At 39.9% G+C, this 14,710-nt stretch carries 11 protein-coding genes; 6 read left to right on the top strand and 5 right to left on the bottom strand.

The annotated features are described in order from the left end of the window. Nucleotides 1-207, bottom strand: a 207-nt coding sequence (locus ED605_RS04225; protein ID WP_162919742.1) for a helix-turn-helix domain-containing protein, incomplete at its 3' end; no start/stop codon positions are given. Nucleotides 208-1,055: 848 nt separating this feature from the next. Between ED605_RS04225 and ED605_RS04220 the strand changes: the two genes are divergently transcribed. The 6 genes from ED605_RS04220 to ED605_RS04195 all read left to right on the top strand — a co-directional run bounded on the left by ED605_RS04220 (nucleotide 1,056) and on the right by ED605_RS04195 (nucleotide 5,986). Continuing rightward, the gene (locus ED605_RS04220) at nucleotides 1,056-2,018 is read left to right on the top strand and encodes a glutathione S-transferase family protein (RefSeq protein WP_121977643.1); all 963 of its coding nucleotides are present in this window, start codon (nucleotides 1,056-1,058) and stop codon (nucleotides 2,016-2,018) included. Between the two features lie 178 nt (nucleotides 2,019-2,196). Continuing rightward, nucleotides 2,197-3,117, top strand: coding sequence for a glutathione S-transferase family protein (locus ED605_RS04215; protein ID WP_370824489.1), 921 nt, complete (start codon nucleotides 2,197-2,199; stop codon nucleotides 3,115-3,117). A gap of 20 nt (nucleotides 3,118-3,137) precedes the next feature. Then, nucleotides 3,138-3,980 carry a transporter substrate-binding domain-containing protein gene (locus ED605_RS04210; protein WP_162919741.1) on the top strand — a complete coding sequence of 281 codons (843 nt, stop codon included), beginning with the start codon at nucleotides 3,138-3,140 and terminating at the stop codon, nucleotides 3,978-3,980. A gap of 12 nt (nucleotides 3,981-3,992) precedes the next feature. Further along, entirely contained in the window at nucleotides 3,993-4,781 is a 789-nt protein-coding gene (locus ED605_RS04205; RefSeq protein WP_121977640.1) for an amino acid ABC transporter permease, read from the top strand. Then, the gene (locus tag ED605_RS04200) at nucleotides 4,774-5,523 is read left to right on the top strand and encodes an amino acid ABC transporter ATP-binding protein (RefSeq protein ID WP_121977639.1); all 750 of its coding nucleotides are present in this window, start codon (nucleotides 4,774-4,776) and stop codon (nucleotides 5,521-5,523) included. Before ED605_RS04205 ends, ED605_RS04200 begins: the two co-directional genes overlap by 8 nt. Nucleotides 5,524-5,551: 28 nt before the next feature. Further along, nucleotides 5,552-5,986, top strand: a complete 435-nt coding sequence (locus ED605_RS04195) for a GNAT family N-acetyltransferase (protein ID WP_121977638.1) — start codon at nucleotides 5,552-5,554, stop codon at nucleotides 5,984-5,986. 427 nt (nucleotides 5,987-6,413) lie between these two features. Here ED605_RS04195 and ED605_RS04190 read toward each other — a convergent pair whose 3' ends face one another. The 4 genes from ED605_RS04190 to ED605_RS04175 form a co-directional block, all read right to left on the bottom strand. Further along, the gene (locus tag ED605_RS04190; RefSeq protein ID WP_121977637.1) at nucleotides 6,414-6,842 is read right to left on the bottom strand and encodes a universal stress protein; all 429 of its coding nucleotides are present in this window, start codon (nucleotides 6,840-6,842) and stop codon (nucleotides 6,414-6,416) included. A gap of 17 nt (nucleotides 6,843-6,859) precedes the next feature. Further along, nucleotides 6,860-8,272 (bottom strand): amino acid permease, encoded by a 1,413-nt coding sequence (locus tag ED605_RS04185; RefSeq protein ID WP_121977636.1) that lies wholly within the window; start codon nucleotides 8,270-8,272, stop codon nucleotides 6,860-6,862. A 368-nt stretch (nucleotides 8,273-8,640) separates the two neighbouring features. After that, nucleotides 8,641-12,675 carry a DUF5695 domain-containing protein gene (locus ED605_RS04180; protein ID WP_121977635.1) on the bottom strand — a complete coding sequence of 1,345 codons (4,035 nt, stop codon included), beginning with the start codon at nucleotides 12,673-12,675 and terminating at the stop codon, nucleotides 8,641-8,643. A 508-nt stretch (nucleotides 12,676-13,183) separates the two neighbouring features. Continuing rightward, nucleotides 13,184-14,701 (bottom strand): hypothetical protein, encoded by a 1,518-nt coding sequence (locus tag ED605_RS04175; protein WP_121977634.1) that lies wholly within the window; start codon nucleotides 14,699-14,701, stop codon nucleotides 13,184-13,186. Nucleotides 14,702-14,710: the final 9 nt, after the last annotated feature.

The raw sequence follows: 14,710 nt of genomic DNA, 5'->3' as shown, positions 1-14,710 counted from the left end.
GCCCTCATACGAACAATGTTTCTGGGAATCAATCTGGGTGGTTAACCCGCGTTTTAATTCACGAGAAATGGTGCTGGGGCTCCGGTGAAGCTGGCTGGCAATCTGACGAACGCCGAACCCTAATCGAGTCAGGGACTCAATTTGACCGCGTTCAAAAGATTGGAGTTGTTGGTAATGCTTAGGCATGATATTCTTAGTTTGGGTCATGAAGACACCTATCCTTATCTGTTGATTTTGTCGTTAATAATAAGAATAGGTCTTCATGGCCTTTTAAGCTAGTCTAATTGGTCTAGTTATCAAGTGTTGCACTTCAATTTTAAATCGGGGGAATTTATATTCTTGCTTGTGCATAGCATGAAATCAAAAAAGACTAACCAAAGCGGTTAGCCGATTCACCAAGTATCTGAAACTCACGATTGTGAGCGATGGGCGACATCCCATCGCTCACTTTTTACTACTACACGATGTCATATCCAAATTTCTAACACAATAAAAGTTGAAGAGCCTAAAGTGGATGACAATAATTAACTCCCCGAACATTTGTAAGAATTAATCAGAAAAATGATTACCAGAGTCACTCCTACTGTTTCCGTTCATTTGGGGACTGATTTGACAGATACTTCAATGCTACCGTATATGTTAGGAGATCAAATTAAAGAAGCCTTAAAAAAGATATCAAAAAAATGTTGACAATAAGTAAGCGTTGATATAAACTTATCACAATTTAATTTAATGATATAAATGTTCATAATTAAACTATGAAGAGAAGAGTAGCTGATTCAGTCAGATTTACAGAGAACGCCAGTTGATGAGATGGCGGATTTAAACGATCAGTGAATATGGACTCTGAGTTGTGGTAAATGGTGGGAGCTGCTTACCCGTGAGGATACGATATAATCCCAGACATGAATTGTGTCGTTGAGGTGTGGTTAGCAATGACCACACAAATCAGGGTGGTAACACGAAGGCTTTCGTCCCTTAACTATGTGTAAGTAGTTAGGAGACGAAAGCCTTTTTATGATGTGACTAATTAATTTAAAAGGAGATTGGTAAGTATGGCTAAACTTTTATATAAAACAGAAATTGCAACAAATGGAAAATTTGAGCGTCAGGGAAATGAATTTGATACCCCATTTGGAAATAAACCGGGGCAACTTCCCGTTGAAGCTGGAAAGTATCGATTAATCTGGTCTGCTGCATGCCCTTGGGCAACTCGTCAGGCTATTGCAATCAAATTATTAGGATTAGAAAACGCTATTAGTATTGGCAAAGCAAGCCCTTTACGTCCCAAAAAAGAGTTTGCAGATTGGCGCTTTGATTTAGACCCAGATGGTGTTGATCCAGTGCTCGGCATTCGCGATCTATCAGAAGCGTACTTAAAGGCCGATCCAAACTACGATGGTCGTCCAACTGTACCAGCAATTGTGGATATTGCTTCTGGCAAGGTAGTGCAAAATGATTATTTCAAATTAACAAACTACTTTGAAGTTGAGTGGAAGAAATATCAAAAACCAGATGCACCAGATCTTTATCCAAATGAGTTGCGCCCTGATATTGACACCTTAAACGATATTATTTTCCATGACGTAAATAATGGGGTTTATAAAGCTGGGTTTGCAACCAGCCAGGCAGCCTATGAAGCCGCTTATGATAAATTATTTTACCGGCTTGATTGGTTGGAAGAACGGCTTAGTCACCATCGCTTTTTGTTCGGTAATCATTTAACTGACAGTGATATTCGACTTTACACTACATTAGCAAGATTTGACGCTGCCTACTATGATAAGTTCCGCTGCAACAAGAAGCGACTTCGGGATTATAACAATCTTTGGAACTACGCTAAAGACCTATATTCCATCCCAGCATTTAAAGAATCGACCGAATTTGATGCTATTAAAATTCATTATCATACCTCTGGACACTTAGCGGGAACCTCAGATGACTTTCAAGTTCTACCTAAAGGGCCTGATGAATCTTTTTGGTTAGAACCTAATGATCGTAACCGTTTCGAAAACTAATAAATTAAACGAGGAGTAGTTAATTATGACAGAAAAAAACGATACTGATACATTAAAAAAAGAATTAGAAAAAGTTGATAAAACGGATGATGCTGCGTTCTGTGTAGTTGATTTTTCAACAGGTAAAGCTGTTAAACGCGAAGTAGATCAATATCAGTATGAAATTTTAAACAGTAAAATTTCAACTGATGAAAACAATCATGAAATCGCTAAAGACGGAACCTTTAAACGTCAGGACAATCAGTTCAAACAAAAATTCGGCAGCGGTCCCCACGAACTAACCCCAGAACCCTTCCGATACCGCTTAATTTGGGGTGAAATCTGTCCTTGGTCAAATCGGGCTGCAATTGTTAGAAAGCTCTTAGGTCTTGAAGACGTCATTAGCGTAGGTAAAGTATCCCCCATTCGGACTTCAGAAGGCTGGAATTTCACCTTGGACCTTAACGATGTTGATCCGATACTCGGCATTCACTATTTGGGAGAAGCTTATCTGAAAGCAGATCCTAACTATAGTCGACGTGCCACCATCCCTGCCTTAATAGATGTCAAAACCGGGAAAGTCGTTAATAACGATTATCACACCTTGACTAATCAATTTGAAACAGCATTTAATCCCTTTCAAAAAAATGACGCGCCTGACCTTTATCCAGAAAATCTAAGAAAAGATATCGATGCATTAAACGATATTCTTTTTCATGAGATTAATAATGCTGTTTATCAAGCGGGGTTTGCAAAATCACAAGAAGCATACGAAGCAGCGTATGACAAATTTTTTAAACGTGCTGATTGGCTAGAGGAGCGACTAGCTACCCGACGCTTCTTATTTGGCGATCAATTAACGGATTCAGACATTAGACTTTACGTAACTCTCACTAGATTTGATGCCGCTTACTACCCCGTCTTTCACGTCAACCGTAACCGTTTAATTGATTTTCCAAATCTTTGGCGATACGCCCGGGAATTATATCAAATTCCGGCGTTTCGAGAAACAACCAATTTTGATGCAATTAAAAAGGGTTATCAGTTGATTAAAGGAAACCCTTATCAGTTAATTTCTAAAGGACCTGACGAGCGACTTTGGAATGAGCCTATCAAATAAATTTAAGGAGCGTAATGAATATGAAAAAGCATAAGGTACTATTGGGGATTAGCACTGTCATTTTACTAATCATTAGCGGACTCGGCTTAAGCGGTTGTTCAAACTCCGCAAAAGGAGCTAATTCTAAGAAGACCATTACTGTTGGCACTTCTGGCGCACCAAGACCGTTTACGTATGTAAATGGATCTCACAAACTTGTTGGATATGATATCGATACAGTTCGCGCATTGGGTAAATATTTACCAGGATATAAAATTAAATTTCAAAAAACAGAATTTTCTTCAATTCTTGAAGGATTAGATTCAGGTCGATTTCAAATCGGGGCTAATAATTTTGCCGCCAATCCACAACGAAAAGAAAAATATTATTTTTCCAAGCCAATTTTTAAAGATCAGTACGTCATGGTGGTAAAGAAAAACAACCAGTCGATTCGTCGACTATCAGATATCTCAGGTAAAACAACAATCAGTGCTCCTGGTGTCAACTTTACTACTGCTATCGAAAACTTTAATAAAACCGCAAAAAAGAAGTCTAAAATCACGTATTCAACTGAAGATCCATCCAAGACCCTTCAGGATGTCCAAGATAACAAATATGATTACGTACTGATTGATAAGCCCCTATACAGTAATTACAAAAAAACTTTCAATCTAAAAAGTCTCAAAGCAATTGACGTTAGCCAAGCTGATAGCAAAAAAATCTCTGCAGCAACTCCTTATAGTTATCTATTAATTGATAAAACTTCAGAGGGTAAGCAACTGCTTGGCAAAATTAATAAGGCTTTGGAAAAAATTCAAACAAACGGTACCGCAAAAAAGATTAGTGAAAAATACTTCTACGGTAACTACACCCCAAATAAGTAGGAGGCAATAGGTATGCAACATTTAATTGATTTCAAACTGATTTTTACCGAAATTCCCGCTCTTTTAAAGTATTTACCGAATACTCTGCTGATTACTTTCTTTTCAATGATTATCGGTTTAATTTTAGGATTGGTTTTAGCCATCATCAAAATCAATAAGTTTCCGGTTCTCCATCAGCTTGCGAGTGTGTTTGTATCATTTATCAGAGGAACCCCCATCATTGTTCAATTGTATTTAACCTATTATGGCATTCCAATTTTATTGAAGTACGTCAACTATTACCAACACACGACCTATAGTGTTAACAATATCCCCTCAATGTTATTCGTCCTGCTTGCATTCTCACTTAATGAGGCTGCTTATAACTCGGAAAATATTCGTGCCGCCTTGCTCTCCGTCGATCGAGGCGAAGTCGAGGCTGCCAAATCATTAGGGATGAGTCGCTGGCAGGTTCTGAAAAGGATCACCATTCCTGAAGCCTTTGTAGTTGCTTTACCAACCCTAGGAAATGCATTTATTGGTTTAATGAAAAACACGTCGCTGGCCTTCGTTGCTTCCGTTGTTGACATGACCGCAGAAGGACAAATTCTCGCAGGAAACTCTTACCGATACTTCGAGGCCTATTTATCCCTTGCACTTATTTATTGGGGGTTAACTATTATTACTGAGCAAGTCTTGAGACTTCTTGAGAATAAAGTCACCATTTTCGAACGTGCAGCTGAATTAAGAGCTCATAACTTACAGCAAAGTTCTGGACTTAATCGACTATTCTCTGGAAAGCGGGTGCCAACCAATGATTAAGCTTAAAAACCTAACAAAGCGATATAATAACCAAACAGTCTTCAAAGACTTGAATTTAAGAATTGACACTGGACAGGTGGTAGGCGTCATTGGCCCTTCGGGTGCTGGTAAATCAACTTTATTACGTTGTATCAATTTATTGGAAAAGCCGGATTCGGGATCAATTTCAATTGATGATCAGGTAGTCACTGCACCGCATTTTTCAACTAAAGAAAGTATCGAACTCCGTCAAAAGTCCAGCATGGTTTTTCAACAATTTAATCTATTTCGTCAAAAAACAATTCTCAGTAACGTAACTGAAGGCTTAATGACCGTAAAAAAGCTAAAGCGTCCGCAAGCTGTGAAGATAGCTAAAAATGTTATTAATCGCGTTCAATTAACTGATCAAATCAATAAATACCCAAGTCAATTATCTGGTGGCCAAAAACAACGAGTCGGTATTGCTAGAGCCTTGGCAATGGATACTGATGTGTTATTGATGGATGAACCAACCTCAGCACTTGACACAGAATTAGTAGGAGATGTCTTAGACACAATAAAAAAAGTAATTGAACAAAATGAACAGCAAACCATCATCATTATTTCGCATGAGTTACAGTTCATTAAAGACGTTGCCTCAAGGGTCCTTTTTTTCGATCAAGGGAAAATTCTAGAAGATGGGACACCAGAACAGATCTTTGATTCACCTCAAAATCCGCGCACACAGCAATTCTTAACACGCTATCGCCAACAAGGAATTTAAAAAAATTTATGCAAGGAAGTGCATAGGTATGAATTTAAGCATCTACCATGTCGATAAAGTATGGCAATTAGCTGATGTTTATTGGATTCGCAGACAAACAAGAATTCATGGTAATGTTGCCCCTAGGTCGGTTGAATTTGATGAAGATATTGATAAACGCTATCAATATCTTCTGATCGAAAATGAGAATGACCCTGTTGGAACCGCCCGATTAAATTTTTCTAATGAAAATTATGCAAAAATTGAAAGAGTCTCAATTGTTTCAAAGTATCAAGGTAAGGGATTAGGTCAACTTCTAATTAGAAAAGCCGAAGAGTGGATTGCAGACAAAGGTTACTCAAAGATTATTATTACTAGTCTTGATACCGCAATCGGCTTTTACGAAAAATTAGGATATGTGAGAACTGGCAAACAAGCTATTCATGATGGAGTTAAACAAATTTATACTGAGAAACGATTGTAGCGATCAAAAGGTTCCTAATTTATAGTTGACTAGCCTACAATTTTCACGAGGCACAATTCTATTTGTCAAAATTTTAAGTCGCGTTAGCTAGAACACTAATCACTCACATAAAAGATACAACCCCTCCTCGTAGGCGCTTTTATTAAAATAAGCAGTTAGAGCTTTGCTGTTATATGAAAATACCTTTTCCATTGATGGCGAGATGGAATACACGATCCTCTAAGAAGCTTGCTTGCATACAGATCCACAAATTAACATGTTTACAGATATACACATTTGCATGTATACAATGGCTAGATAATTTTTTCCAGATAGTCAAAACCGGTAGGAACAACGTTTTAAAAGCGCTGCTCCTATCGATTTTTTTACACTATTTAATTAAGTGAAACTTGTAATCCCTTATTAGCACCCGTTGAATAATGATTTTTCACTTAACTATCAACACATCACAGGTTGATTGGCGAGCCACATAACCAGTATGAGAGCCCTGAATCATTTTAGTCACGGCATTCACACCGGTATTTCCTACGATAATTAGGTCGATATGATGCTCAGCTGGAAAATCCTTTGCCAAAACCGTTTTGATACTGCCGATAATGACGTTGCCATTAATGTGGATGCCCTGTTCTTCGCCACGTTTAATATAAGGCTTAATTTTCTCTTTAACCTGTCGATAAAGATCCTGATAGAAATCTTCACTGACACCAAAAGTGGAATCCATGCCCCGATCGCGATTCACAACCCAGACCACGTAGAGTGAAGCAGACAAAATTTTAGCTAATTCACACCCCACTCGAAAAGCTCGGTCGGCCTGCTTTGAACCATCCAAGCCAACCAAAATTCGCTTATAAGCCATTTTAATCTCGCCCCTTTCTAACGCTGATTGAGCGTTGCGTGCCGACGGCCATAGCCAAAATAAATGGTCAAACCAATTACTAACCAAACAAGGAACCTTACCCAGGTTTCCCAATTGAGACCGACAACCAGCGTCAAACAAAACACAATTGCAATAATCGGGGTAACTGGCACACCAGGCGCACGAAAGCCTCGATGAAGTTCGGGGTGTTTATATCGCATCCACAAAACACCCGCTGAAACTAAGATAAAGGCAGTTAGTGTTCCAATATTGACTAATTCCGACAAAATATTTAAGTTAATCAATCCTCCGGCAAGGGCAGTCACAATTCCAAAAAACCACGTTCCCTTGAATGGTGTCTGATACTTTGAATTAACGTGCCCAAAAAACTTGGGAAATAAGCCATCTCGTGACATTGAGTAACTAATTCGCGATTGGCCGTATAATTGCACAAGTATCACCGTCGTCATGCCAATAATTGCGCCGATACTGACAATTACAGAAAGCCAAGTTTGCCCCGTTTTAACCAGCACTGCCAAAACCGGTGCGTTTAAGTATTTAACAAAAAGCGTATACTTCACAACGCCAGTCATAATCAAAGTCATGGCCGTATATAAAATCGTTGAAATCAGCAATGAAAGCAAAATCCCGCGCGGCAACGTTTTGCTGGGATTGATTGTTTCTTCGGCACTTGATGAAACCGCATCAAATCCGATAAAGGAGAAGAAAACAATTGACGCTCCCGGAATAATTCCTGCAGCCGTTCCATTATGATAAGAATACCAACCAAATGGGTTAAAGGGGTGCCAGTGAGCCGGCTTAATAAACCAAATCGTGCAGATAATAAATAAAACAATAACCCCCAACTTAACTAATACCATGGCATCGTTCACACGCTTGGTTTGAGTAATCCCAATCGAGATAATCCAAGTAATCAGTAAAACAATCAAAAATGCCGGTAGATTAAAAAAGGTTGTCACTCCGGGCGTTGTCCCAGCTGCTGCAGTCAAAGCAGCAGGAAGATGAATGCCCATATTCGCGAGTAAACTTGTAAAATAGCCTGACCAACCAACTGAAACGGTTGCGGCACCTAAAGCATATTCCAGAATTAAATCCCATCCAATGATAAAAGCCACAATCTCACCGAAAGCAATGTAGGAATATGTGTAGGCTGATCCGGCCACAGGTGCCATTGAAGCAAATTCCGCATAACATAATCCGGCAAAGCCGCAGCAAACTGCCGCAATTATGAAAGAAACCGCAAGTGCAGGCCCCGCCGTTAAAGCTCCCTTTCCAGTCAGTACGAAAATCCCAGTCCCAATAATTGCCCCAATCCCCAAAAAAGTTAGGTCCCACGTCCTTAAAGTTCTTTTTAAAGGCGAGGCATGGGCAACTAATTCATTAACATCTTTCTTTCGAAACATCGACATCACAACGCTCGCTCCCTCTCATCTATTTTTAATAATTTTAACATATTTATTAATTAATGTAATAAAATCTAACAAAATACTTCCTATTTTTCATTTTTCCGTTAAATGTTTGAGAGCTGGAGGCGAATATTTAAGCTGAAATGTAACATTTAGTTACACATCAATTCATTAAAGAGGAATTATTTACATGTTCCGACCTTGCACTTCAATTTTAATTCGAGCAATTATTTTCGACTGTAACTCATATCGATCAAAAAGCCGAAGCCCATTTCCACAAGAATATGTGAAAACCGGTTTCGACTTTTAACTTACAATTGGAATTTCTCCCAATTCCGTTTCATTTAATCAACGTTTTTTGTTAATAAGCATTAACGGCCTTGTTGGATAACCAACTCTTTGTTACCAGTAATGTAGTGGCCGTTTGACAGTTGATAGCGTGTGGTTGAATGATACTTAACCAACTTTTTAACCCGTAAATGGGTTCCTTTTTTGTAGTGCTTTGCCTTACCTTTCAGTGAGACATACTTATAGGCATTAATCCCTTTCTTTGAAATAACGGTAATTTTCTTGGACTTGGGCATGGTTGCGTAATACATCGACTGTGTAAAGCGCTTATTAGCAGTGATGTAACCTTTCTTGCCGTAATTCTTGGTGCCCTTGTTGGCATCTCGAACTTGGTATCGTAACACACCGTTTTCGGAACGGGCATACCCGGTCACCATAAACTTCGGTCGATTAGTTCGCACGTGTTTACCGTAGCTGGCAATCCTAGCTGATTTCTTGAAAGTCGCCGATTTGTACAAGTTGAGTTTTTTAACTGCATGAATCGTTGAGCCAATTTTGTGAGCTGACTTAGGCACTGAGTTCTCTTTAGCCGGTTGCTGCTCTTCAGATGAAGTCGAAGTTGAGCTACTTGTGCTACTTGAACTATTGGTATTTGAAGAGGTCGTGCTGCTTGACGAACTGGAAGTGGTTGCCGAACTGGAAGAACTCGTTGAACTATTGTTGGAACTATTAGTGCTGTTAACACTATTATTACTATTGCCTTCAGTTCCCTGCTTAACGATCTGAAGCTGACCATCATTAGCATCGATTGGTGCCTTTACCTCAGTGGTCTTTTGATCTTCTTTAACAGTACCGACTTGCTTACCATTCCAAAGAATATCGTAAGTTGCCCCGTCAGGATTTGGATTAGTAATCGTTAGCTGAAGCGTATGCGCTTGTTTTGCCACATTCTTGACACTAAAGGTTGCCGAATGATGATCTTTACTGATAATCGCATGTGTATATTGATCGGCAGTAAATTCATAGGCCAGTTGGTCATTAATCAAATTAAGGCGTTGGTACATACCGTCAGTCGGTGTGATATCGTAGTTTGAGCCACTATCCGTTACCGTTGCCCCATAACCAACTAATCCAAAGATCGGATCATTGGCAACGTCAGCCGAGAGAACTTGCAAAGCACCAAACAGTGCCAAATCCCCTTCACCGGATGTTTGTCGCCAGCCATTGTGTAAATCACCGGCACCGGTTTTGGCAATTGAATTTTGATTTGGTTGTGGATTATTGCCAAGTTCTGCTTGATAAGTCCAGGATACCGCCCCGTCATTATCTTTATCAGTATCAATCTGACCAGTATTGATCTGGGTCAGGTTCCCTAACTTAGCAGCATAGTTGGCTCGTTCAGCCAGTCCTTTTTGATCTTGGGACAGCCCATTAGCTTGAGAAACCAACCAGTTATTCATACCGATATCAGCAAGCGATGTCGTGTATTGGAATTGCCACCAATTTTCACCATCAATGGTTACCGGCACACCGTATTGATACCAGAGCGGTTGAACACCCCGATCAGCGCGGGTCTTCATGTCAGCCATTGACATTAATCGCTTGTCGCTAAACATGTTACCTAACATATAAACTGATTCTTCACCGGTGTTGTCATAGTTCATTTCTGAACCAAATGGATATTTTTGACTGGTGTAGGTTTCATATTTCTCTTTCATCCACTTCTGAACGTTAGTGGCCTCATCAGTCATGCCTTCAGCTTTTAGTGACTTAATGATTTGAGGGGTCGTTGATTCGCCCATCAACCCATCATCTTTATATTTAATGCCGGAATTGGTGTAACAAGCTTTCAAAATGTTATAGGCCATTTGCAGATAAACGTTAGCCGGATTCTTTTGATATTTAGCTGGATCGGCCTTGTAAACTGGATAATTTTTGACATTGTATTTAATTAGATCTAGGTTGGCTTTAGCGATCTTATACATCTCGAAGAATGTATTGTAAACGTGAACGTACGAATAGGAACGCCAAGTATAAGATAAGTCGTCATTAGTTGCCCGCAACCAATCTGGTACTCCATAATCACCATGGTGAGCCCTCATCAAGTTCGTCCACAAGCCAGTATAAATGTAATTATCCAATGCTTGAATCTGATCTTTATTTGGCTGCCTAGTATTCATATCTGCCAAGAATAAGCCATGGGTCAAGCCCCAATCATCGCCCCAGCCACCATAACGTGTAGTGAAGTCATTAACCGTTGCTTTTTTATCCATTGACCAATCATCAAAAATTTGATCATTGAATTTACCCGAATTCTTGATTTGAGTCTTCAACATAAACTGGGCGTGTTTTTCCAATGACTTAGACGGATTTTCAAGCACATCGTATTGTAACGTTGTCTGCTTAGGTTGACCATTCTGCTGATAGTTTACAATGATGTTATTTCGACCGTCTGAAGTAAACGAGATATCGTAAACATAGTAGTTTTGACCATCTTTGGTCACAGTCTTTTTATAGGTTGCTTGACCATGATCATTTGAAACCCCAGAAGCGTCAATCTTATCCTGCTTAACAGTTTGTTTGGAAACTTGATCATCATGTTGATTCTGGAAACTCAATTTGATTTGATCTTGAGGAACCTTTGTATGCAGATACATTTGTCCGCGGGCAACCCCATCTGATCCTTTAGTGAGCACCATACTTGGAACTGAAACCGCATCCACCAGGCCTTCATTGTAAAGAATATCCTTTAACTGCTTTTCGTACTTGGTGTCTGTCATATCACCATTAACAGTCACTGATGAATTGCTCTTAGTTGATGATGAATTGGAGCTAGACGTGTTTGTGGTGCTTGTAGAATCCGAGCTGCTGGTACTTGAAGATGACGAACTAGTTGAATTAGTTGCTGCATTCTTAATGTCGGCAGCGCTAAAGTTAAACGCATAGTTTTTGGAAGCGCCGGGTGCCAATACCGTGTCAGTGCTAGGCAGATAACCACGATTACCACCGGGAGCAATTGCAGCCGAGTTGACATAAAAGACATTTAGGCCATTATCCCAACCATATTTGGTAACATCAGCGCCAAATTTAGGCATTGCCCAAGCCAACTCGTCCCCTTTATGAGTCCCGTCATCTTCCCAATGATCTTGATACTCAAGCTTGGCATCCGTACTGGAATCTGGTGTAAACGTCAAGAAGTTACCGATCCCACTTGGCCGTGTTGCGTAAATATATGATGAGTTTTGACCAACGAAGCTATGGTAAACGACTGAGTTTTCATAAGCCATATCAAGTTGTGATTTGCCCTTTGCTGGCGTGTAGTGCCAGAACTCTCTAAACGGCATCGGTAACCCAAAGTCACCCACTGTGATGGTCTGCTTTGTCGGATTTTTGAGGTTAATATTCCAATGCAAATGACCACTATTATCAAGTGTATAGGTTTCAACAATTTGTAAATTCTTGATGCCATCATTTTTTCCGTTCGCATTAGAAGTTGGATCATAGGTAACCTGAACGGTTTTACCATTAAGTGATATGTGACGTGTCGAAACCGGTGTCTGGCTGGTATACTCCTTTTCCCAAGGCATACTGGCATTGGCATCACCCGTCTTGGTTCGAAACATTAGCTCACCCATCCATTCATGGGCCGCATTATTTTGTTTCGGATTATCTTTGGTATTCATGACATAGTTTGTGTCAAAGGCATCATTTTGAAGATACAGACCATCAATTTCGCCTGAACCGCCAATTTCAACCTTGAACTTGCTATTTTGTAGTGTATAGCCTGCCTTGGTTTTAGTCACGTTGGTACTTGGATCACTTTGAATGTCCGGCAACGTTGTGCTACTTGTCTTGGTATCAGTTGTCGTCTTAACCGATGATGACGTTTTAATGGCATCACTCTGCGAGGTTGATGTGATAGAACTGCTGCTGCTAAGTGAACTTTGACTTGAACTATTCGAATCAGTAGCACTTTGAGATTTGCTTGGGATGGTCACTGTTGAAGCAGCCTCAACTTTACTGGATTGACTCATGCCAACTAACAAAATTGTCGAAAACAGCATGGTCGCTGTTACCACTAATCGGCAATAAAATCTACCCTTCAAATGATTATACATACTAAGTCTCCTAACTTTTTCAATAGTTTTCCCCTCAGGCGAATTGCAACCGCTTACAGATATTAGTTTACATGAAGATTCCTTTTACATGAATTAATAAACCGACAAAATGTTTATAAAATCTTAGCATTTTTAAAAATGTAATCGTTTTCTCTAAATGTAGTGTGTGAATAGTGTCACTTTGCAGGTTCGTTAGCTTTTTTCCTTCAATAATTTTTAATTTGACTAGCATCAATTTACATTTCTTTGGGAAATTTTATAAAAGTTCATATCATATTTACAATTATTAACTTGACCGAAGCAATTTACATTTAAAAGTACGGTCTTCCTTCTTATTTGATTATCTGCTTCTATGTCTAATTGAAATCGTCACTTCTTTTTTCGAACAAAAAGCCGACGGCATCAACATTTCTAAAAACGTTAATGCTACCGACTTTTTAACTACCCTGGAGCCATTCATTCGTAATGACTCAACAAGAAGAGAGGTGGATTCCCTAAATGTTATTGATTATTTACTTGCAGTCACATAATGCGCCGTAACTGCAACATTTGTTACAGCTGTGCTTGGCGTGATTGCTACCGGATCCGCATCTTTAAACGTAATTTTTTTGCCGTTAAACGTAATGCTGAGAATACCGGCATCTTCCAAAACCTTCTTGACATCATCCGACGTAATTTCAGTCTTGGTTTGCGGGAACCGATCCTTTTGGGCAGTCGCTACCAGAGCGTCTTGTTGCTGCTTAGTTAAGGCGGTCCAGAACTGACCGCTCACGTCCTTGCCGTCAACTGTAAAGCTGATTCCCAATTGATAAATGTCATTTTTAGCCGCGATCGAGTCATAACCATCTTGATAGGCCGCTTGAATCATCTTATCAACACTGTAGTTTGAGGCGTTGCTTAGTTTTCCATCTGTACAATCCTGAATCCCCTGCTGACGGGCGGATGAGCAGGCATTATACATATCTGTATAGGCTTTCTGAACAGCCAAATCGCTGCTATACGACTGATTCAAATTAGTCCCCTGCTTAAAATCGGTACTTGCAGCCTGTTTGGCAGTCATCACAGCCGCCTGAATTTCATGATATCCTTGCTCGTAAGCCACCTGAATGCTGGCGTCATGACTGTAATTTGAATTCAAACTTTGACCATTCAAGTAAGCATTTCGTCCTGCCAAGCTGGCCTCGCCGACTGTTGGACCTGCCGGAACAATTGATGTAGTACCGGTAGAACCGTTACTGGTAGTTGTTTGATTTGAATTGTTATTTGAGTTGGAATTAGCCGTTTCATTAGCCGACGATGTTTTAACCACATCAGCCGCAGATAATTTGGCCGCCGGAATCCATGCATGATGAATATCGGCATTAGTTGACGCAATTTGATACCAAACCTTTCCACTCCTGGTTGCTTGCACAGCGCCAACCAAGCTGAACGGAATGTTCTTGTATGCTGCAGTTGATGTAATAACTTTGCTATCGGCCGTTTTCTTACGACCAACTTTATACTGCGTGAATTGTGGTTCCTGGAAGAAAAATGTATTCGAGGAACTACTTAACTCAGACGTTGGCAGTTGATAAGTTGTTTTTCCGTCAGTTTTCAAAGAAGGGGTAACCGTTTTTTGGACGGTGTTAAACGGTGTCACGCCACCATAAAAGCCCGTCCGACTTCGGCCACCGTAAACCCATCCCCTCACCTTTTGATCGAAGGAAACAACCTTATAGTAATAGGAACCACGGTTGGTCTTAATAATCCGATAAGCTCGAAAGTTATCCGGATCACTGTTAGCGGCTCTCAATCGCTTGGCATTAGACTTGGAAACGATAGTTCTGGCGCCCTTTAAAATCCCGGGTTTAGAATAGATCCCGTTTCTACCTGTCAAATTAACATTTCGACGATTACCAGACCCTTTTAGTACATGGTTATAAACAACTTTTGCGGTGCTTTTAGCAGATACCGTTTGGCTTCCCAATAAGGCACAGCCAAACAGTGCCCCAATTACAACCGAGCCAATCATTTGTTTATTCAACATCATCATATT

The sequence above is a fragment of the Lentilactobacillus raoultii genome (assembly GCF_900411375.1).
Classification (GTDB): domain Bacteria; phylum Bacillota; class Bacilli; order Lactobacillales; family Lactobacillaceae; genus Lentilactobacillus; species Lentilactobacillus raoultii.
This window is presented reverse-complemented; position numbering and strand designations above follow the sequence as displayed.

Bases quoted from the DNA above. Each gene is read 5' to 3' on its own strand.
- ED605_RS04220 (WP_121977643.1), top strand. From the start codon at position 1,056: ATGGCTAAACTTTTATATAAAACAGAAATTGCAACAAATGGAAAATTT.
- ED605_RS04210 (WP_162919741.1), top strand. From the start codon at position 3,138: ATGAAAAAGCATAAGGTACTATTGGGGATTAGCACTGTCATTTTACTA.
- ED605_RS04205 (WP_121977640.1), top strand. From the start codon at position 3,993: ATGCAACATTTAATTGATTTCAAACTGATTTTTACCGAAATTCCCGCT.
- ED605_RS04200 (WP_121977639.1), top strand. From the start codon at position 4,774: ATGATTAAGCTTAAAAACCTAACAAAGCGATATAATAACCAAACAGTC.
- ED605_RS04195 (WP_121977638.1), top strand. From the start codon at position 5,552: ATGAATTTAAGCATCTACCATGTCGATAAAGTATGGCAATTAGCTGAT.
- ED605_RS04190 (WP_121977637.1), bottom strand. From the start codon at position 6,842: ATGGCTTATAAGCGAATTTTGGTTGGCTTGGATGGTTCAAAGCAGGCC.
- ED605_RS04185 (WP_121977636.1), bottom strand. From the start codon at position 8,272: ATGTCGATGTTTCGAAAGAAAGATGTTAATGAATTAGTTGCCCATGCC.
- ED605_RS04180 (WP_121977635.1), bottom strand. From the start codon at position 12,675: ATGTATAATCATTTGAAGGGTAGATTTTATTGCCGATTAGTGGTAACA.
- ED605_RS04175 (WP_121977634.1), bottom strand. From the start codon at position 14,701: ATGTTGAATAAACAAATGATTGGCTCGGTTGTAATTGGGGCACTGTTT.